At 65.3% G+C, this 16,767-nt stretch carries 21 protein-coding genes and 1 pseudogene; 7 read left to right on the top strand and 15 right to left on the bottom strand.

Translation table 11 applies throughout. From position 1 onward, the window contains the following. A complete protein-coding gene (locus AC6LJW_RS21580; RefSeq protein WP_498088223.1) occupies positions 1 to 381 on the bottom strand; it encodes a hypothetical protein in 381 nt (126 codons plus the stop codon). Positions 382 to 550: 169 nt separating this feature from the next. On the opposite strand from AC6LJW_RS21580, the gene AC6LJW_RS21585 reads away from it, so the two are divergent. Together AC6LJW_RS21585 and AC6LJW_RS21590 are read left to right on the top strand one after the other, a co-directional pair. Next, positions 551 to 1,990: an aminotransferase-like domain-containing protein gene (locus AC6LJW_RS21585; protein WP_498088224.1), complete on the top strand. Its 1,440-nt coding sequence runs from the start codon at positions 551 to 553 to the stop codon at positions 1,988 to 1,990. Beyond that, the gene (locus AC6LJW_RS21590) at positions 1,987 to 2,550 is read left to right on the top strand and encodes a DedA family protein (RefSeq protein ID WP_056567396.1); all 564 of its coding nucleotides are present in this window, start codon (positions 1,987 to 1,989) and stop codon (positions 2,548 to 2,550) included. The genes AC6LJW_RS21585 and AC6LJW_RS21590 overlap by 4 nt, the downstream gene beginning before the upstream one ends. Before the next feature lie 12 nt (positions 2,551 to 2,562). On the opposite strand, the gene AC6LJW_RS21595 is transcribed toward AC6LJW_RS21590, so the two are convergent. Beyond that, entirely contained in the window at positions 2,563 to 2,835 is a 273-nt protein-coding gene (locus AC6LJW_RS21595) for a hypothetical protein (protein ID WP_235512246.1), read from the bottom strand. A gap of 184 nt (positions 2,836 to 3,019) precedes the next feature. Continuing rightward, positions 3,020 to 3,265, bottom strand: a complete 246-nt coding sequence (locus AC6LJW_RS21600) for a hypothetical protein (protein WP_056567399.1) — start codon at positions 3,263 to 3,265, stop codon at positions 3,020 to 3,022. 205 nt (positions 3,266 to 3,470) lie between these two features. On the opposite strand from AC6LJW_RS21600, the gene AC6LJW_RS21605 reads away from it, so the two are divergent. The 5 genes from AC6LJW_RS21605 (at position 3,471) to AC6LJW_RS21625 (ending at position 7,212) form a co-directional block, all read left to right on the top strand. Next, positions 3,471 to 4,076 (top strand): hypothetical protein, encoded by a 606-nt coding sequence (locus AC6LJW_RS21605; RefSeq protein WP_498088225.1) that lies wholly within the window; start codon positions 3,471 to 3,473, stop codon positions 4,074 to 4,076. 79 nt (positions 4,077 to 4,155) lie between these two features. Beyond that, on the top strand, positions 4,156 to 4,614 hold the full coding sequence (locus AC6LJW_RS21610) for an Lrp/AsnC family transcriptional regulator (protein ID WP_056569385.1): 459 nt from the start codon (positions 4,156 to 4,158) through the stop codon (positions 4,612 to 4,614). Positions 4,615 to 4,696: 82 nt separating this feature from the next. Further along, complete coding sequence (locus tag AC6LJW_RS21615; protein ID WP_056567405.1) at positions 4,697 to 5,005, top strand: hypothetical protein; 309 nt, start codon at positions 4,697 to 4,699, stop codon at positions 5,003 to 5,005. Between the two features lie 75 nt (positions 5,006 to 5,080). Then, positions 5,081 to 6,073 carry a 4-hydroxythreonine-4-phosphate dehydrogenase PdxA gene (gene pdxA, locus AC6LJW_RS21620; protein ID WP_498088226.1) on the top strand — a complete coding sequence of 331 codons (993 nt, stop codon included), beginning with the start codon at positions 5,081 to 5,083 and terminating at the stop codon, positions 6,071 to 6,073. Between the two features lie 161 nt (positions 6,074 to 6,234). Beyond that, entirely contained in the window at positions 6,235 to 7,212 is a 978-nt protein-coding gene (locus tag AC6LJW_RS21625; protein ID WP_427986473.1) for a bile acid:sodium symporter family protein, read from the top strand. 70 nt (positions 7,213 to 7,282) lie between these two features. Here the strand turns inward: AC6LJW_RS21625 and AC6LJW_RS21630 are convergent, their stop codons facing one another. The 12 genes and pseudogenes from AC6LJW_RS21630 to AC6LJW_RS21685 form a co-directional block, all read right to left on the bottom strand. After that, positions 7,283 to 8,665, bottom strand: coding sequence for a replicative DNA helicase (locus tag AC6LJW_RS21630; RefSeq protein WP_056567408.1), 1,383 nt, complete (start codon positions 8,663 to 8,665; stop codon positions 7,283 to 7,285). After that, positions 8,662 to 9,501: an RIO1 family regulatory kinase/ATPase domain-containing protein gene (locus AC6LJW_RS21635; protein WP_105241418.1), complete on the bottom strand. Its 840-nt coding sequence runs from the start codon at positions 9,499 to 9,501 to the stop codon at positions 8,662 to 8,664. Before AC6LJW_RS21635 ends, AC6LJW_RS21630 begins: the two co-directional genes overlap by 4 nt. 131 nt (positions 9,502 to 9,632) lie before the next feature. Next, on the bottom strand, positions 9,633 to 10,088 hold the full coding sequence (gene rplI / locus AC6LJW_RS21640) for a 50S ribosomal protein L9 (RefSeq protein WP_056567412.1): 456 nt from the start codon (positions 10,086 to 10,088) through the stop codon (positions 9,633 to 9,635). A gap of 14 nt (positions 10,089 to 10,102) precedes the next feature. Then, on the bottom strand, positions 10,103 to 10,375 hold the full coding sequence (gene rpsR / locus AC6LJW_RS21645; protein WP_056567414.1) for a 30S ribosomal protein S18: 273 nt from the start codon (positions 10,373 to 10,375) through the stop codon (positions 10,103 to 10,105). 99 nt (positions 10,376 to 10,474) lie between these two features. Next, a complete protein-coding gene (priB, locus tag AC6LJW_RS21650) occupies positions 10,475 to 10,798 on the bottom strand; it encodes a primosomal replication protein N (protein WP_056567416.1) in 324 nt (107 codons plus the stop codon). A 50-nt stretch (positions 10,799 to 10,848) separates the two neighbouring features. Continuing rightward, the gene (gene rpsF, locus AC6LJW_RS21655) at positions 10,849 to 11,223 is read right to left on the bottom strand and encodes a 30S ribosomal protein S6 (RefSeq protein WP_056567418.1); all 375 of its coding nucleotides are present in this window, start codon (positions 11,221 to 11,223) and stop codon (positions 10,849 to 10,851) included. Between the two features lie 185 nt (positions 11,224 to 11,408). Further along, positions 11,409 to 12,332 (bottom strand): DUF817 domain-containing protein, encoded by a 924-nt coding sequence (locus AC6LJW_RS21660; protein WP_427986475.1) that lies wholly within the window; start codon positions 12,330 to 12,332, stop codon positions 11,409 to 11,411. A gap of 4 nt (positions 12,333 to 12,336) precedes the next feature. Continuing rightward, entirely contained in the window at positions 12,337 to 13,134 is a 798-nt protein-coding gene (gene folE2 / locus AC6LJW_RS21665) for a GTP cyclohydrolase FolE2 (protein ID WP_056567423.1), read from the bottom strand. Between the two features lie 209 nt (positions 13,135 to 13,343). After that, a complete protein-coding gene (gene dxs / locus AC6LJW_RS21670) occupies positions 13,344 to 15,206 on the bottom strand; it encodes a 1-deoxy-D-xylulose-5-phosphate synthase (RefSeq protein WP_056567425.1) in 1,863 nt (620 codons plus the stop codon). Between the two features lie 54 nt (positions 15,207 to 15,260). Beyond that, positions 15,261 to 16,172, bottom strand: a complete 912-nt coding sequence (locus tag AC6LJW_RS21675) for a polyprenyl synthetase family protein (protein WP_056567428.1) — start codon at positions 16,170 to 16,172, stop codon at positions 15,261 to 15,263. Positions 16,173 to 16,179: 7 nt separating this feature from the next. Beyond that, positions 16,180 to 16,446 carry an exodeoxyribonuclease VII small subunit gene (locus tag AC6LJW_RS21680; RefSeq protein WP_056567431.1) on the bottom strand — a complete coding sequence of 89 codons (267 nt, stop codon included), beginning with the start codon at positions 16,444 to 16,446 and terminating at the stop codon, positions 16,180 to 16,182. An 81-nt stretch (positions 16,447 to 16,527) separates the two neighbouring features. Further along, positions 16,528 to 16,767: pseudogene (locus AC6LJW_RS21685) on the bottom strand (IclR family transcriptional regulator); the annotation flags it as partial.

Here is a 16,767-nt window from a genome sequence, read left to right on the forward strand (position 1 = left end):
TCATTTTGAAATCTTGTGCAGCGCACCCACGCGAATGTTTCCGTTTTTCGACAGAAACCCGCGAAAAAAAGCGGCGGCACGGCGCCGGATCGTGTCCAGGCGCCCGGCGGAATCCAGGCAGATCACTTGCGCGCCATCCAGTGCGGTCAGGTGCACCGCGCCGCCGTAGGACACCCCGTGAACCTCACCTGCGTTGAGCCGGACCGAAACGACGCGATGCAGTCCACCCGCGGCTTCCAGGCCGGTTGCGGCCTCTTCGACGCGCACGCTGCCTTCCACGCACACAACGGCGGCGCCTGCGCGCAGGACGAATACCCGGCTGGCGCCGGCGGGAAGATCCAGGCGCAGGCCTGGCGAGGCGGGGTCGGAACGCGGGGTCATGATGATCTCCAGAAAGACCATCACAGGCTACGCCCGCCCTGCTTTGCGCAACAGCCACACAAATCGGCTTTCTGTACCGATGCAGAGGGTCGATTTTGTGACTGTTATGGTGTACTTTGCCTGCATCTGTGCCTACCCACCGTCCAACCCCGGGGAGCAAGATCGGCGCATGGAACCTCAACCGCTGTACCTACGCCTGGCCAATCACTACCGGCGCGCCATCCAGACCGGCGTGCTGGCCCCCGCCCAGCGCATGCCATCGGTTCGCACGCTGGTGCGCACCCATCACGTCAGCCTGTCGACGGCGCTCCAGGCCTGCCGGCAGCTCGAAGACGATGGCCTGATCGAGGCCCGCCCCCGCTCGGGCTATTTCGTCCTGAAGCCCCGGCGCAACAGCATTCCGCCCGTGAGCGAGCCTGACATCCGCCAGACCCTCGGCGCGGCGCAGTATGTCGGCATTCATGACCGGGTTTCGGACTTCATCGCCAAATGCGAGGCGCACCGGGTCAGCGCCAACTTCGCGCTGGCCGCGGCCGTGCCTCAGGCCTATCCGATGGAGGCGCTCAAGCAGGCGATGACCCGCGCCCTGCGGCAGTCGCCCGAGGTGTTGGTCAGTCCCGTGCCGCCGCAAGGACATCCCGACCTGCGCGGGGTGCTGGCCCGCCGCGCGCTGGCCAATGGCATCAACGCCACACCCGACGAAGTCATTGTCACGCATGGCTGCATCGAAGCCCTGAATCTGGCGCTGCGCGCCGTCGCCCGGCCCGGCGACACCATCGCCGTGGAATCGCCCGCCTACTTCGGTCTGCTGCAGATCCTGGAAAGCCTGGGCATGCGCGCGCTCGAGATTCCCACCAGCCCGCAGCACGGACTGTCGATCGAAGCGCTGGACCTGGCGTTCCAGACCCACGGCAACATCCGCGCCGTGGTCGTCGTGCCGAATTTCCATAATCCGCTCGGTTGCGTCATGCCTGACGCACACAAGGCGCGGCTCGTGGCGCTGTGCGAGCGCCAACAGGTGCCGCTCATCGAGGACGACACGTACGGCGCGCTGACTGACGACGACACGCCGCTGGCAGCGGCGAAATCCTGGGATGCCACGGGCAACGTCATTTATTGCTCGTCGATGCACAAGACACTGGCGCCGGGAATGCGGCTGGGCTGGCTGCTCGGCGGCCGGTGGAAAGCCCGGATCGCAATGCTCAAGTTCGCGCAAAGCCGTCCCAACGAACCATTGGCGCAGATCGCCGTGGCGGAATACATGGGATCGCGCGCCTACGACCGCCATCTGTCCCGGCTGCGGCGCGAGCTCAAAACGCAGCGCGACCTGACCGCCGAGGCCATTGCCGCGCATTTTCCGCGGGGCACACGGCTGAGCGTGCCGCAAGGCGGCATGCTGCTTTGGGTGGAAATGCCCGAGGGCGTGTCGGGCATGGAAGTCTTCGAGGCAGGGCTGCGGCAGGGGATACGGGTGGCGCCCGGCGCGATGTTTTCAAATGGCGCCCGTTATAACCACTTCCTGCGCATCAGTTGCGGACAACGCATCACGCCGGAAATCTCGCACGCATTGGTGACGCTCGCGCGCATCGTGGAAGAAAGGACAGGATGAACGCGGAACTGCATCAATTCATCGCGGATTATGGCTTGTGGGCCGTGCTGGGCGGGACCTTCCTGGAAGGCGAAAGCGTGGTGGTATTTGCCGGTTTCCTGGCGCATCAGGGATTGTTCCACCTGCCATACGTCATGCTCTGCGCCTTCGCCGGCTCGTTCATGGCGGATCAACTGCTGTTCCTGCTGGGCCGCCGCTACCGCGAGCATCGCTACGTGCAGCGCATTCGCGCCAAGCCCGCGTTCGACAAGGCATTGGCCGCGATTGACCGATATCCCAACGGATTCATATTGGCGCTGCGCTTTCTGTATGGCTTGCGGACGGTCGGGCCCGTTGCGCTCGGCGTGTCCAAGGTGCCGGCCCTGCGTTATCTGATGTTGAACGCCATCGCCGCCGTGATCTGGGCGGTCTGTTTCAGCCTGCTGGGGTTTGTGTTCGGCCGGACGATCGAGGCGCTGCTGGGACGCCTGCATGGCGTGGAAACCAAGCTGGCCATTGCCGTGGCGCTCGGCGTGCTGGTGTGGCTGGCCTATCAGGTCTACGCGCGCCGCCGCAGGTAGCGGCGAGCGCGCTCAGAACACCAATTTGCCGCTTGCGCGCTGCACATGGCGGCGGCGCGCATTGCGGTACAAAGTGCCGATGACCGGCAGGCGCGCGAGGCGGCGCAGGATCGGGTGACGCTGGTCGAAGTCGTGCCAGGCCTTGAAGCCATGGCCCATGCGCTCCCAGCTCTCCCTCGCCTCGGGGGAAAGCTTGCCGGGGTCAAATGCCGCCAGCTTTGCTGCTTCCGAGACGCGCGCCGCCAGGGCGAGGTTCCGGCCTTCCAATGAATACTGATTCCGCATGGGGCCGCATATTACCCGGGCTTGGCCTGCCGTGGCGGCGGTCGGGTTGCGCTTCGCATCAGCGCAATGGAGCCGCTTTTGACCGCCCAACGCAAGTCGTTGTAATTGAAGGAATTTGTGGATCTATGCCCGCGCTATCCCAAGGCTTGTCCACAGAACCTGTGGGTAACTGCCGCCGGGCGCATCACTTCAGGGCGGTCAGGACCATGTCGCGCACGCTTTCGAAGCCCGCGACGTATTGCGGATTCTCGGAACGCGCCAGCAGGCCGGAGTAATTCTGCTCTAGCTGCGCCTCGATGGCCTCGCGCAGGCCCGGCGAATTCTTCGCCAGATGCAGCATCGAGAGCAGCGTGGTATTGAGCGCGTCGATGCGGCCGCCCTGGTGCGAGATGGTGTGCACGACAACGGCGATCTGTTCCTGGATGTCCATGATGTAAAGCCTCCTGGCAATGAAATCTGGCGCAAATCCTAGCATGGCGATTGGGTGCGTCCGGCCCGGGAGCAAGCGACGCGCCTCCCCTGCCGCGGCTAGGCAAGCACCGGGCTCGGCGCTAGCATGAAGCGTAGCCGCAAGGGCACCGCGGCGCACGCCGCCGGCGCTGCTTCCGGGCGCCCGGCACAACCGGAGCGCGCACATGAAAACGATCCAGAATTACGTCCCGCCAAGCGCCCAGTCGCTGCAACGGCTGCAGGACAGGCTGGGCTACCCCGACAGCAGGATGGCCGAGCTGGCCGGGCTGGACACCTCGACGCCGTGGCCCAGTTATGCGGGCGGTCCGGAACCCCGCACGCTGGGCCGGCAGCGGCTGTTCTACATGATGGCCCGCCTGACACTGGAAGAACCGGAATGGCAGCGCGTGCTGGCCGCCATGCGTGAAGCGGGCGCGCACTTCGACTGCCAGGACCCGCACGGCGATGGCGCGGCGCTGCCGCCGGAACCGATGGCGGACGAAGAACGCAAGTTCGGCATGCTGCTGGTCAGCCGCAACGGCTCGTTCCACGAAATGGAGCAACTGCGCGAGTTCGCGCATTTTGCGCACGAATCGGATGTCAGCCGCTTCGTGCACAGCGCGTTCTACGACAGCGACATCGACCTGTGCCGCTTCAGCTTTGCGGACCACGACGGCCTGGACGCCGCCAGCCGTGACCGCATCTTCGATGCCGCGCACAAGACCATCACGCGCTTCGAGTTCGACGGCCGCATCTATCACGGCGGCATTCCGCCCGAGTCCGACGGCTAGCGGCGCCGCATTGACGCGGGCAGGCCGGCGCCTGTACCGTCGCCACTTCGCCTTCCCGCTCAACGCCATCGCCCATCGCATGAACGAACGACTCGACGCCATCGACCGGCAACTGCTGAGCCTCTTGCAGGCCAATGCGCGCGAACCCGCCGCCATCCTGGCGCGCAAGCTTGGCCTTGCGCGCACGACCGTGGTGGCGCGCATCGCGCGGCTGGAACGCGAGAGCATCGTTTCCGGCTATGGCGTGCGGCTTGGGCGGCTGCTGGAAGAGGCGGCGGTGCGCGCCTACTGCTTCATCAGCGTGCTGCCCAAGACGCCGGCCGCCGTGATCCGCGAACTGGAAAAGATGCCGGAGGTCGAGGAAGTGTCTTCGGTCAGCGGTCCTTATGATTACCTGATCTTCCTGCGCTGCGAGACCCACGAGCAACTGGACGCGCTACTGGACCGCATCGGACTCATCGATGGCGTCAAGCAGACGCAGACGTCGATCGTGCTCAGCAGAAAGGTCGACCGGCGCAGCGCGGTCGCGGCGCCCTGAGCGACGTATATCCTGTGGACCGTCTTTCCGGCGGGCGCAACATGGTGGTGTAATGGGGCCTGTCGCGAATCCTGGATTTTTCATGCTTGCTCGCCTTGCCCCTGCCGCCGCCCTCCTCGTCCTGTTGACCGCGTGTTCCAGCATGAGCGAGGTCACGTCCACCGCCAAGGACCAATACAGCGTCACCTACAGCTCCGGCACACAGTTGTTGAGCTGGGTCGAGATCAAGAACCAGGCATTGCAGCGCGCCGACCAGTACTGCCAGTCCATCGGCCGCAAACTGGTCAAGCCCAGCGTGACGTCCAATCATGCCACCGGCCTGGGTTCCAAGCGCGCCACGGTCACGTTCGAATGCGCGGCGATCGATCCCCCCAAGAACCCCGCCCAATAAGCGCCAATGAGCGCCCACGGCGCCACCCGGCTTCGGGTGTAGCATTCCCGTGTCCCCCCTCTTTCTGCCAGCACTGTGAACACTCCCCTGCCCGTGGGCATCACCATGGGCGATGCCGCCGGCATCGGTCCCGAAATCGTCGTCAAGGCCTATGTGCAGGGACTGGCCGCGCCCTGTGTGGTGTATGGCGATGCTGGCGCGCTGCGCCGCGCGGCAACGCAATTGGGCGCCCGCCTGGATATCACCGAGATCGCGGACATCAGCCAGGCCCGGCCGGACGCGGCCGGTATCCAGGTCGTGGCCTGCAGCGCCGCCCTGCCCGCCGGCCTGCCGCTGGGAAAGGTCAGCGCCCTGGCGGGCCGCGGCGCCTACGATTATGTGTGCGCGGCCATCGACGATGCGCTTGCCGGACACATCCGCGCCATCGTGACCGCCCCACTGAACAAGAAGTCCATGCACGAGGCCGGCATTGATTATCCCGGCCACACCGAAATCCTGGCGGACCGCTCCGGGACGCGGGACTTCGCGATGATGCTTGCCAACGACGAGCTGCGCGTGCTGCTGGTGACCATCCACGTCGCGCTGGCCGACGTCATGGCGCGGATCACGCCGCAGGCCGAATTGACCGCGATGCGTCTTGCGGACCGCGCCTGCCGCCAAATGGGCATCGCACATCCGCGCGTCGCCGTCGCGGGGCTGAATCCGCATGCCGGTGAAGGCGGAAAGTTCGGGCGCGAAGACATGGACATCATCGAACCGGCCATCGCCGCCGCCCGCGCGGAAGGCATCGATGCCAGCGGCCCCTGGCCGGGCGACACCATCTTCATGCGCGCCCGGCGCGGGGAGTTCGACATCGTGGTGGCGCAATACCACGACCAGGGCCTCATCCCGGTGAAGTATCTGGGCGTGGACCACGGTGTGAACGTCACCGTCGGGCTGCCGTTCGTGCGCACCAGCGTGGACCACGGCACCGCATTCGACATCGCCGGCCAGGGCGTGGCCGATCACGCCTCGCTGGTGACGGCGTTTGATCTTGCGCTGGCGATGACGCCCAGAGCGCCTGACTGAACGCCTGACTGAGCGCCCAAGCGCGCCTGAAAGACCCGCAGACTGCCTCAACACGCGGACGCTTGCGTCCCTCGGGCGAAGAACCCGCGCCGGTGCGGGTCTACAATACGCCCCGTTTCCGGCGCCCCGCGCCGCCGCTTTTCCGTTCTTCCTCCCATCCCATGTCCCGCCTCGTTCGACTTCTGCCCGACCGCTTCACCCTCTACCTGATCTGCACCGTCATCATCGCCAGCTTCCTGCCCGCACATGGGCAAGGCGTGGTCGTGTTCGGCTGGATCACCAATGTGGCCGTCGGCCTGCTGTTCTTCCTGCACGGCGCGCGCCTTTCCCGCGAGGCCATCATCGCCGGCCTCACGCACTGGAAGCTGCACCTGACCATCTTCTCGGCCACGTTCCTGATGTTCCCGCTGCTGGGATTGGCCCTTCAGCCGGTGCTGGAGCCGCTGGTGACGCCCGAGCTTTACCTGGGCATCCTGTTCCTGTGCTGCCTGCCCGCCACGGTGCAGTCGGCCATCGCATTCACGTCGATGGCGCGCGGCAACGTTCCCGCCGCGGTGTGCAGCGCCTCGGCGTCCAGCCTGCTGGGCATCTTCCTCACGCCGCTGCTAGTCGGCACGGTCGTGGCCAACGCCGGCAGCGCGCCGATCTCGTTCGATGCGGTCGGCAAGATCATGCTGCAACTGCTCCTGCCCTTCGTGCTGGGCCAGTTCGCGCGACGCTGGATCGGCGCCTGGGTGCACAAGCGCAAGGCCATGCTGAAGTTCGTGGACCAGGGCTCGATCCTGCTGGTGGTCTACACGGCGTTCTCCGAAGCCATCAATGAAGGCCTGTGGAGCAGCACCCCGATCCCCGCGCTGGTTGGCCTGGTCGTGAGCTGCTGCGTAATCCTGGCGCTGGCGCTGGGCTTGTCCGCACTGGCAGGCCGGCTGTTCGGATTCAGCATCGAAGACCGCATCACGCTGCTCTTCTGCGGTTCGAAGAAAAGCCTGGCCAGCGGCATTCCGATGGCCCAGGTCCTGTTCGCCGGCCACGCCGTGGGTGCGGTGGTACTGCCGCTGATGCTGTTCCACCAGATCCAGCTCATGGTCTGCGGCGTGCTTGCGGCGCGCTACGGCAAGCGGCCGGACGCCACGCACTGATCGCCGTTCAAGACGAAAAAAAACCGCGCTGCGAAGCGCGGTTTTTTATTGGTCGTGGCCGTTGCCGGGATCAGTACATGTCCCGCGGCTGCGCGCCGGAGAAGTTCAGGAAGCGCGTGCTGGAGCCCTGGAACGTCAGGCGCACCGAGCCGATCGGGCCGTTACGCTGCTTGCCGATGATGATCTCGGCCGTGCCCTTGTCCGGCGAATCGGGGTTATAGACCTCGTCCCGGTAAATGAACAGGATTACGTCCGCATCCTGTTCGATTGCGCCGGATTCGCGCAAGTCGCTCATGACGGGACGCTTGTTGGGGCGCTGTTCCAGGCTTCGGTTGAGCTGCGACAGCGCGATCAGCGGGCAATTCAATTCCTTGGCCAGACCCTTGAGCGAACGGCTGATTTCCGACACTTCAGTAGCCCGGTTTTCGCCGGAACCGTTGCCGGACATGAGCTGCAGGTAGTCGATGATGATGAGGCCAAGCTGGCCGCATTGGCGAGCCAGGCGGCGCGCGCGGGCGCGCACTTCCATCGGACTGAGCGCCGGGGATTCGTCGATGTAGACCTGCGCGTCCTGCATGAGCTGCACGGCGTGCGTGACGCGCGGCCAGTCTTCGGCGATCAGCTTGCCGGTACGCATGCGGTGCTGATCCAGCAGGCCCACGGAGCCCAGCATACGCATGGCGAGCTGCACCGCGCCCATTTCCATGGAGAACACTGCCACGGGCAGGCCCTCTTCGATGGCGACGTGCTCGCCGATGTTCATGGAGAACGACGTCTTGCCCATGGACGGGCGGCCCGCCACGATGATCAGGTCGCCGCCCTGCATGCCGGACGTCATCTTGTCCAGATCCGTGAAGCCCGTGGGGACGCCCGTCACGTCGGATGTGCTCTCGCGGTGGTAGAGCTCGTCGATGCGCTCGACCACCTGCGTCAGCAGCGGTTGGATCTCTTGGAAGCCTGCCGCGCCGCGTGCGCCTTCCTGGGCGATCTTGAACACCTTGGATTCGGCCTCGTCCAGCAGTTGGCGCGCTTCCTTGCCCTGCGGATTCATGGCGGCCGAGGAGATTTCATCCGCGATCGACACCAGCTTGCGCAGCATGGCGCGCTCGCGCACGATCTCGCCGTAACGGCGGATGTTGGCGGCTGACGGCGTGTTGTGCGCCAGGGCGTTCAGGTAGGCCAGCCCGCCAGATTCTTCGGCCTTGCCCGCGCTGACGAGGGACTCGTGCACGGTGATGACGTCGGCCGGACGCGCCAGACCGATCAGGCGCGCAATGTGGTGCCAGATCAGCCGGTGGTCGTGGCGGTAGAAGTCTTCTTCGAGGAGCACGTCCGCGATGCGGTCCCAAGCGGCGTTGTCCAGCATCAATCCGCCCAGCACCGACTGCTCGGCCTCGATGGAATGAGGGGGAACGCGCAGGTACTCGAGCTGGGAATCGGCGGGTGTGTTCATGGCTTCAATAGTAACGGCTGCAGGATATCCGCGACGCGGAAAAACCCTTGGATGTCGCGCGAGGGGAATCGGGCAAGAACGGGGCGCAGCGGCATGGCAATGCCGCACAGCACGCGCGCCAGGCGCTTCAAGCGGGCCCGGACCTCGGGGTCGGGATTGCTGTCCAGGTAGACGTCGAGCGCCAGCTTGCCCAGCGTGCGCGCATCGGCATCGCCCAGTTTACGCAACGACACCAGCGAGGCCAGCATCTGGAACAGGTCGTACGCCTGCGCCAACGGACGCGACAGCGTCGCGCCGATATTTTCTTCGAAGTCGATGCGCCAGATCTCGCCGTCGCGCAACGTCACGTTGCGGATCTGCGCCCCGCCATGCCACATGCCGCGGGCATGGAAAGCGGCCAGGTCGGCCGCCGCAGCACGCGTGAGCCACAGGCGCGAGGTGGAGTCTTCGTTGCGGATGAGGTCCGCCAGGTCTTCACCCACGAATTCCAGCACGAGCAGGTTCTGCTCGCGCCACCATACCTCGGGGACACGGCAACCGGCTTCCAGCAACTGCGCCAGGCGTTGCCCTTCGTGGGCCAGACCATTGCGCAGCAGCACGCTGGGGCGCGGAAATTCGCCCAGGAACACCTTGCAGCCCACGGCAAGGAACAAGGCGCGCACGTAGCGCAGCACGTAGCTTACGCCCTGCAGGATGCCGGGCCGGCGCCGCTTGATGATGCAGCGCACGCCATCTATCGTCACATCCCGCACCGAAGGTTCACGCGACGCATCCACGCTGTCGAGCCAGGCTCGCAAACCGGGCGGCGCGTTGTGATGGACAGGCGGATGAGTCAAGAGGTCCTCGAAAATGACAGCGTAAAACGAGGGTGCGGGGCCGCGCACCATTCAACAAAAAATCGGTACATTGCCGCGGAAAGAAAAAAAGCCGGCACGCGGGCCGGCTTCTTTTTACCGCGACTGCCGGATTAGGACAGTTCGCCTTCGACCAGAACCGTGATGTCGACCACGACGTCGGCGTGCAGGGCGACCTGAACCGGGTATTCGCCGATGGCCTTCAGTTGGCCATTGGGCAGACGCACTTGCGACTTTTCGACGGCTTCGAACGAAGCCTTCTTCAGGCCTTCGGCGATGTCGGCGTTGGTGACCGAACCGAACAGACGACCGTCAACGCCGGCCTTCTGAACGATCTTGAGCTGGTAGCCGTTCATGCGGTCGCCCAAAGCTTGGGAGGCGGCCAGCTTTTCAGCTTGGACCTTTTCCAGCTCGGCGCGACGGGCTTCGAATTCCTTCAGGGCGGCGTCGGTTGCGCGACGGGCCTTCTTCTGGGGAATCAGGAAGTTGCGGGCGTAGCCATCACGCACGCGCACGACTTCACCCAGGTTGCCCAGGTTGACGACTTTTTCGAGCAGAATAACTTGCATTTCAGTGCCCCGGATTAGTTGTGGTTGTCGGTGTAAGGCAACAGAGCCAGGAAGCGCGCGCGCTTGATGGCGGAGTCCAGCTGGCGCTGGTAGATTGCCTTGGTGCCGGTCAGGCGAGCCGGGATGATCTTGCCGTTTTCTTGCACGAAGTCGCGCAGGGTGTCCAGATCCTTGTAGTCGATCTCTTCGACGCCGGCTGCGGTGAAGCGGCAGAACTTACGACGCTTGAAGAGCGGGTTCTGCTGCGTGAATTTGCGTTTTTCTTTGCGTTTTCCGAAGAAAGCCATGATATGTGCCTTTATGTTTGAGGGGACTGGGTCATTGCCCACTTCCCCATAACCTATCCGTATTCAGAAGGCGCTCTCGCACCCTTGGTCTCATTCCGTTCAGGCCACCTGCGGATCGCGTCCAGCGCTACCGCTGATCTTGCGCGCCTGCTGCAGATGCAGCTTGATCTTCACCGAGTCCTTGCGCGCGGGAGCCAAAAACCCCTGCACCAGCAATTCAGACCCTAAAGCGGTGTTTCTCAACAGCAACGCCAGATCTCCCAGTGCCACGGCGGCGATCGTCAGTTCGACACGGCGCGGGTGGCCGGCTTCGATGACCTCCGACTCGTGCGCCAGCAGCATTTCCAGCGCTGGCAAACCGGCGGGTGTGTGGCGCAAAGGCTCGCATTCGAGAACGCGGGCGCTGAGTTCCAGCTTGTTCATCCTGCCAGGCACCGAGGGGACTTGATGGAATGAGCTCTGCGTGAGCCTGCTTACTCGGCCTGGGCCGGGGTAGCTTCCGCCGAAGCCTTGCGGGCTTCTTCGCGCTCGACCGACTTCATCATGATCGACGGAGTGGTCTGGGCCTTCTTGGTCTTGATGACCAGGTGGCGCAGCACGGCGTCGTTGTAGCGGAACGAGTGTTCCAGCTCATCCAGCGTGGCTTGGCCGCACTCGATGTTCAGGCAGACGTAGTGAGCCTTGACGAGCTTCTGGATCGGGTAGGCCAGTTGACGGCGGCCCCAGTCTTCCAGGCGATGGATCGAGCCGCCTTGGCCCGTGACCAGTGCTTGGTAACGCTCGACCATGGCGGGCACTTGCTCGCTTTGGTCGGGGTGAACGATAAACACTACTTCGTAGTGACGCATGGGTAAAACTCCTTGAGGATGTCTTGCTGGCCTAACGTCTTGCACCCGCGCTTTCCATCATGGGTGGATCAACATCATCGACGTTCGCCGCAAGGGGCAGCCCGCTACCCAAAAACCATGGGTGGTCGAGCAAGAAAGCTCTCGATTATCACCGATTGAGCGGCCGCTTGCAAGCCGGCGCAAGCTCAAGAAATAAGGGACGCGTCTCTGACGGGTGCCTGCCCCGTCGGAGCGGGCAGATCGGCTGCCGTGATCGCCCGCGGCCGGTTGACGGCGCTGACCATGACGTAGCTGATGATCATGAGCAGGAACCACGAGCCCAGCTTGGCGATGGACACGACCTGCCAGACCTGCGACTGGTTGGGATAGCGCCACGCATTGGCGAAGGTGCCGATGTTTTCGGCAAACCAGATGAAGAGCGCCACCAGCACGAAGCCCAGCAGCAGCGGCATGCGCCGGTAGACCTGCCAGATGCGGAAGTACACCCACGTGCGCGCGAACAACACGGCCGTCATCGCGAAAAGCGCCCACCGGAAGTCCGAGACGTAATGGTGCGCGAAGAAATTCAGGTAGATCAGCACCGACAACAACGCGGTGGCGGCCAGCGGCGGATGCGCGCGGAAGCGGAAATCAAAGAGCCGCCACACGCGGGCCAGGTAGCTGCCCACTGCGGCATACATGAAGCCGGTGAACAGCGGAACGCCGCCGACGCGCAGGACGCTGGCCTCGGGATAGATCCACGAGCCGGCGGCGGTCTTGAAGATCTCCATGCAGGTGCCGACCACATGGAACATCAGGATCACGCGCGCCTCGCTCCAGGTTTCCATGCGCAGCGCGAGCAGCGCGGCCTGGATGCCGAGCGCGGCGAGGGTCAGGAAGTCATAGCGCGCCAGCGCCGCGTCCTTGGGATACCACCAGTGCGTGCCCAGCAGCAGCGCGCACATCAGGCCGCCGAAGAGGCACGCCCACGCCTGCTTCACGCCGAAGCGGAAGAACTCGTAAAGCGCCACGCCCAAACGGCCGCGGCTCGCGAGGTTGCTGGCCAGCCGCGCTTCCCACTGCTGCAGATCGGCGATGAGCGGCCAGTCGCTGGCCGCCGGATGACGCACCACCTCAGCCTTCGACGACGGCGTAGGCCGAGTGGTTGTGGATGGACTCGAAGTTTTCGGCCTCGACGCGATAGCGCGCGATGCCGGGATGCGCATTCAGGCGGGCCGCCACATCGCGCACCAGGTCCTCGACGAATTTGGGATTGTCGTAGGCGCGTTCGGTGACGAACTTTTCGTCGGGACGCTTTAGCAGGCCCCACAGTTCGCACGAGCCTTCGTCTTCGATCAGGCGGATCACGCCGTCCATCGAGATGTCTTCATTCAGGATGGCCGACACCGTGACATGCGAACGCTGGTTGTGTGCGCCGTATTCGGAGATGGCCTTCGAACACGGGCAAAGGCTGGTGACCGGCACCTGGACCACGAGCTCGAATTCGACGTGGCCGGCCTGCGCGCGCGCGATCCACTGGACCTCGTAGTCCAGCAGGCTCTGCACGCCGGAGATCGGCGCGGACTTGTTGATGAAGTACGGGAACGAGGCGGTGATGTCGCCGCGCTCGGCATGCAGCAGCGGCAGCATGTCGGCCGCCATGGTGCGGAACAGCGCCGGCGTCATGGGCGTGCTGCGGTATTTTTCGAGCAAGGCCACGAAGCGGGACATGTGCGTGCCCTTTTCTTCGGGCGGCAGGGCCACGGTCAGCGTCCAGTTGGCCACCGTGCCTTGCGCCGAGCCGTCGCCGCTCTGGACCAGCATGGGATGACGCACGCCGCGGATGCCGACGCGCTGAATCGGGATATGCCGCGTGTCCGTCGAGCTTTGGACGTCGGGCATCACGAGGGCGGGGTCGATCGGAGAATTCATTTCGGCTTACCTGTCCGGGCCGGTCCGCCGTGGAGCAACGTGCTGGCCGGGTTGTCTTGAGAAGGGGCTAATTATCGCCCAGCCATGCGCGTTGAGAAGGGGTAACCCCTCGGATCCCATGCGGGCGGGGCCGGAACAGTGTGTTTCATCCTTGCGGCCGAAGGCGCCTGCCCTCGGCCGCAAGGATCAGCCGGATCAAATCAGCCGAATCACTTCAGCAGGTCTGCGTAACGCGTGCGGATCGACTGCTCGATGCCCGCGGCATCCAGGCCGAGCCCGACCAGGAGGGCCGATTGCTCGCCGTGGTCGATGAATTCGTCCGGCAGGCCAAGCTGCAGCACGGGGATCAGCACGCCGGCGGCGCTCAGGACTTCGAGCACCGCGCTGCCCGCGCCGCCCATGATGCAGGCGTCTTCCAGCGTCACGAGCGCGTCGTGGCGGCTGGCCAGGTCCAGGATCAGGTCGCGGTCGATCGGCTTTGCAAAGCGCATGTCGGCCACGGTGGCGTCCAGCTTGCCGGCGGCGCCCAGCGCGGCTTGCACCAGCGTGCCAAAGCCCAGGATGGCGATCTTCTTGCCTTCTCGGCGCACGACTCCCTTGCCCAGTTCCACGGTATCCAGACCGCCGCCTTCCGCCGCGCCGCAGCCGGCGCCGCGCGGGTAACGCACCGATGCCGGACCGGGGTGCTGATAACAGGTCGACAGAAGCAGGCGGGTTTCGTTTTCGTCGGAGGGCGTGGCCACCACCATGTTCGGCACGCAGCGCAGGAAAGCGATGTCGTAATTGCCGGCGTGCGTGGCGCCGTCCGCGCCCACGATGCCGGCGCGGTCCAGCGCGAACGTGACGTCCAGGTTCTGCAAGGCGACGTCATGGATGAACTGGTCGTAGCCGCGCTGCATGAAGGTGGAGTAGATGGCGACGACCGGCTTCTGGCCTTCGCATGCCACGCCCGCGGCGAACGTGACGGCATGCTGTTCGGCGATGCCCACATCGAAATACCGCTGCGGGAAGCGCTGTTCGAATTCGACCAGGCCGCTGCCCTCGCGCATGGCGGGCGTGACGGCCACCAGGCGCGAATCCTGCTGCGCCGTGTCGCACAGCCACGTGCCGAACACCTGCGTGAAGGTGCGCTTGCCGGGCGCCTTGGATTGCTGGATGCCAACGGCCGGATCGAATTTGCCGGGACCGTGGTAGAGCACGGGATCGGCTTCCGCCAGCTTGTAGCCCTGGCCCTTGCGCGTGACGACATGCAGGAATTGCAGGCCTTCCAGGGCCTTGAGGTTCTGCAGCGTGGGAACCAGCGCATCGAGGTCGTGGCCGTCGATGGGGCCGACGTAGTTGAAGCCCAGCTCTTCGAACAGCGTGGCGGGCGTGACCATGCCCTTGGCGTGTTCCTCGAAGCGGCGCGCCAGTTCAAGCACCGGCGGCACATGCTGCAGCACCGCCCGACCCACATTCTTGGCCGCGGCGTAAAAACGTCCGGACATCAGGCGCGCCAGATAACGGTTCAGCGCCCCCACCGGCGGCGAGATCGACATGTCGTTGTCGTTCAGGATCACCAGCAGGTTGATGTCGGGCGTGACGCCCGCGTTGTTCATGGCCTCGAACGCCATGCCCGCGGACATGGCGCCGTCGCCGATCACGGCGATGTGCTGGCGCTGTTCGCCCGCATTGCGCGAAGCCACCGCCATGCCCAGGGCCGCGGAGATCGACGTGGACGAATGCGCGGTGCCGAAGGCGTCGTACTCGGACTCACTGCGTTTCGGAAAGCCCGAAATGCCGCCCTGCTGGCGCAGCTTGGCCATGCCGGCGCGGCGTCCCGTCAGGATCTTGTGCGGATAGGACTGATGGCCCACGTCCCACACGATGCGGTCATGCGGCGTGTCGAACACCTGGTGCAGCGCCAGCGTGAGTTCGACGGTGCCCAGGTTGGACGACAGGTGTCCGCCCGTTTTGGATACCGACTCCAGCACGAAGCCGCGCAGTTCGTCGGCGAGCTTTTTCAGTTCGCGACGATCCAGGCGCTTGAGGTCAGCCGGCGATTGAATGCGGTCCAGTAAATCTGTCGTCATGCTTTTATGGGGTTCGTTGGCCCGGCCTACCAAGAAGGCCGGGCTGATCTCGGATCAGCGGTCTCGAAGAACGATGAAGTCGGCAAGCTGGGCCAGACGCGCGCCGGCGTCGCCCAGCGGCGCCAGGGCGGCCAGCGCCGCCACGCGCAGTTCCTCGGCAAAGGCCCGGGCCTCGTCCAGGCCCAGCAGGGACACATACGTGGGCTTGTTTTCAGCGGCGTCCTTGCCCGGCGTCTTGCCCAGGCTGGCGCTGTCCGCGGTAACGTCGAGAATGTCGTCGACCACCTGGAACGCCAGGCCCATGGCCTGCGCGTAGGCGTCCAGCGCCTGGCGCGAGGCCGAGCTGGCGCCCGCCACGATGCCGCCCAACGCCACGCTGCACGCCAGCATGGCGCCGGTCTTCATGCCGTGCATCATTTGCAGTTCATCGCGCGACAGCGCGCGGCCGACGCTGAAGAGGTCGATGGCCTGCCCGCCTGCCATGCCCTGGCTGCCGGCCGCGCGAGCCAGCGACTGGGTAGCCTGGACGATGAGCGCCGGGGCGATGGGCATGGAGGCGACCAGCTCAAACGCCAGCGGCTGCAACGCATCGCCCGCGAGCATGGCGGTGGCCTCGTCGAACTGCACGTGCGTGGTGGGCCGGCCACGGCGCAGCGTGTCGTCGTCCATGCAGGGCAGGTCGTCATGGATCAGCGAATAGGCGTGGATCAGTTCCACAGCGGCCGCCGCGCGGTCCAGCGAGGCCTCGATGGCGAGCACGCTGCCGCTGACGGGGCAGGCCTGTCCAGCGGCATAGACGAGGGCAGCGCGCACGCGCTTGCCGCCGCCGAGCACGGCGTAACGCATGGCCTCGTGCAGCCGGGCAGGCGGCTGATCCACCGGCGGCAGCAGGTCGTCGAGCACGTCTTCGACGTGCCGCGCACGGCCTTGCAACCACTCGGAAAAAGCGAGTTGAGTTTGCTTCATCGGTGTCTTATTCGTCGTCCAGTGCCGCGGGATCCAGCGGCCGCAGCAGGCCGCCTTCGAGGACCTTGACCTGCTGCTCGGCCTGCGCCAGGCGATCCTGGCAGACCCGCGTGAGCGCCACGCCGCGCCGGTAGGCAGCCAGCGATTGCTCGAGCGGCAGCGATCCGTCTTCCATGGCCGCGACCAGCGATTCCAGTTCGGCCAGGGCCGTTTCGAAATCCTGGGGCAAGGGACGATCGTCGTTCTGCGGATCAGCTTGAGTGGGTTTGGCCAAACGGGCCTCCGGGCACTTGGGGGTGGATTAATCCGTGAATTGTACGAGATAGCCAAGCACGGCCCGGATGCGCCCCGCGCCCTAGGCCGGCGTGCCCGCCAGGCCCGCCACCGCCGCCAGGAGCGCGGGCGCCACGCGGTCGCGCAGATGCGAGGCCTCCAGCAGGCTGGCCGGCCCGCCGCAGCTCATGACGAAGACGCCCTCGCCCGTGATGGACGTGAACGGCACGGCCACGGCGTTGATGCCGGACTGCCATTCGCCGATGGCGCAGCAGCAGCCGGCTTGCGCCAGTTCGGCGCGCGCCCGGGCAATGGCCTCGGG

The organism is Achromobacter sp. 1012554356 (genome assembly GCF_059760815.1).

What these genes read in the sequence shown, in the direction of transcription:
- AC6LJW_RS21600 (WP_056567399.1), bottom strand. Translation starts at nt 3,265, where the DNA reads ATGGACATCCAGGAACAGATCGCCGTTGTCGTGCACACCATCTCGCAC.
- AC6LJW_RS21675 (WP_056567428.1), bottom strand. Translation starts at nt 16,172, where the DNA reads ATGAAGCAAACTCAACTCGCTTTTTCCGAGTGGTTGCAAGGCCGTGCG.
- AC6LJW_RS21595 (WP_235512246.1), bottom strand. Translation starts at nt 2,835, where the DNA reads ATGCGGAATCAGTATTCATTGGAAGGCCGGAACCTCGCCCTGGCGGCG.
- dxs (WP_056567425.1), bottom strand. Translation starts at nt 15,206, where the DNA reads ATGACGACAGATTTACTGGACCGCATTCAATCGCCGGCTGACCTCAAG.
- AC6LJW_RS21610 (WP_056569385.1), top strand. Translation starts at nt 4,156, where the DNA reads ATGAACGAACGACTCGACGCCATCGACCGGCAACTGCTGAGCCTCTTG.
- rpsR (WP_056567414.1), bottom strand. Translation starts at nt 10,375, where the DNA reads ATGGCTTTCTTCGGAAAACGCAAAGAAAAACGCAAATTCACGCAGCAG.
- AC6LJW_RS21605 (WP_498088225.1), top strand. Translation starts at nt 3,471, where the DNA reads ATGAAAACGATCCAGAATTACGTCCCGCCAAGCGCCCAGTCGCTGCAA.
- rplI (WP_056567412.1), bottom strand. Translation starts at nt 10,088, where the DNA reads ATGCAAGTTATTCTGCTCGAAAAAGTCGTCAACCTGGGCAACCTGGGT.
- AC6LJW_RS21585 (WP_498088224.1), top strand. Translation starts at nt 551, where the DNA reads ATGGAACCTCAACCGCTGTACCTACGCCTGGCCAATCACTACCGGCGC.
- AC6LJW_RS21615 (WP_056567405.1), top strand. Translation starts at nt 4,697, where the DNA reads ATGCTTGCTCGCCTTGCCCCTGCCGCCGCCCTCCTCGTCCTGTTGACC.
- rpsF (WP_056567418.1), bottom strand. Translation starts at nt 11,223, where the DNA reads ATGCGTCACTACGAAGTAGTGTTTATCGTTCACCCCGACCAAAGCGAG.
- AC6LJW_RS21625 (WP_427986473.1), top strand. Translation starts at nt 6,235, where the DNA reads ATGTCCCGCCTCGTTCGACTTCTGCCCGACCGCTTCACCCTCTACCTG.
- folE2 (WP_056567423.1), bottom strand. Translation starts at nt 13,134, where the DNA reads ATGAATTCTCCGATCGACCCCGCCCTCGTGATGCCCGACGTCCAAAGC.
- AC6LJW_RS21630 (WP_056567408.1), bottom strand. Translation starts at nt 8,665, where the DNA reads ATGAACACACCCGCCGATTCCCAGCTCGAGTACCTGCGCGTTCCCCCT.
- AC6LJW_RS21590 (WP_056567396.1), top strand. Translation starts at nt 1,987, where the DNA reads ATGAACGCGGAACTGCATCAATTCATCGCGGATTATGGCTTGTGGGCC.
- priB (WP_056567416.1), bottom strand. Translation starts at nt 10,798, where the DNA reads ATGAACAAGCTGGAACTCAGCGCCCGCGTTCTCGAATGCGAGCCTTTG.
- AC6LJW_RS21580 (WP_498088223.1), bottom strand. Translation starts at nt 381, where the DNA reads ATGACCCCGCGTTCCGACCCCGCCTCGCCAGGCCTGCGCCTGGATCTT.